This is a genomic window from Mesorhizobium amorphae (assembly GCF_014843845.1).
GTDB classification, from domain to species: Bacteria; Pseudomonadota; Alphaproteobacteria; order Rhizobiales; family Rhizobiaceae; genus Mesorhizobium; species Mesorhizobium amorphae_A.
The window spans coordinates 1-640 of the sequence record NZ_JHQS01000091.1; the positions used below are offsets into that span (position 1 = coordinate 1).

The 640-nt window shown below is 62.2% G+C and carries 2 protein-coding genes; both read left to right on the forward strand.

The annotated features are described in order from the left end of the window. Positions 1-222: co-chaperone GroES (locus DH08_RS30125; protein ID WP_192182895.1), on the forward strand; the 222-nt coding region annotated here is incomplete at its 5' end. Positions 223-284: 62 nt separating this feature from the next. Further along, on the forward strand, positions 285-640 hold a 356-nt coding region (locus DH08_RS30130; RefSeq protein ID WP_282595063.1), incomplete at its 3' end, for a TCP-1/cpn60 chaperonin family protein.

Genomic DNA, 640 nt, shown 5'->3' on the forward strand with positions numbered 1-640 from the left:
GGCGGGATCATCATCCCGGATACGGCGAAGGAAAAGCCGCAGGAAGGCGAGATCATCGCCGTCGGTTCCGGCGCCCGCGACGAAGCCGGCAAGCTCGTCCCCCTGGACGTCAAGGCTGGCGACCGCATCCTGTTCGGCAAGTGGTCGGGCACCGAAGTCAAGCTCAATGGCGAAGACCTTCTGATCATGAAGGAAGCCGACATCATGGGCATCATCGGCTGAATATCGGCCTCACCGTCATCTAAATCTGCGGGCTCGATCAAAGCCCCTGCCAGGAGCTAAACATGGCTGCCAAAGAAGTAAAATTCTCCCGTGATGCCCGTGAGCGCATGCTGCGCGGCGTCAACATCCTCGCCGACGCGGTGAAGGTCACGCTCGGCCCCAAGGGCCGCAACGTCGTCATCGACAAGTCGTTCGGCGCCCCGCGCATCACCAAGGACGGCGTCACCGTCGCCAAGGAAATCGAGCTTGAAGACAAGTTCGAGAACATGGGCGCGCAGATGGTCCGCGAAGTTGCTTCGAAGACCAACGACATCGCCGGCGACGGCACCACGACCGCGACCGTTCTGGCGCAGTCGATCGTCCAGGAAGGCCACAAGGCGGTTGCCGCCGGCATGAACCCGATGGACCTGAAGCGCGG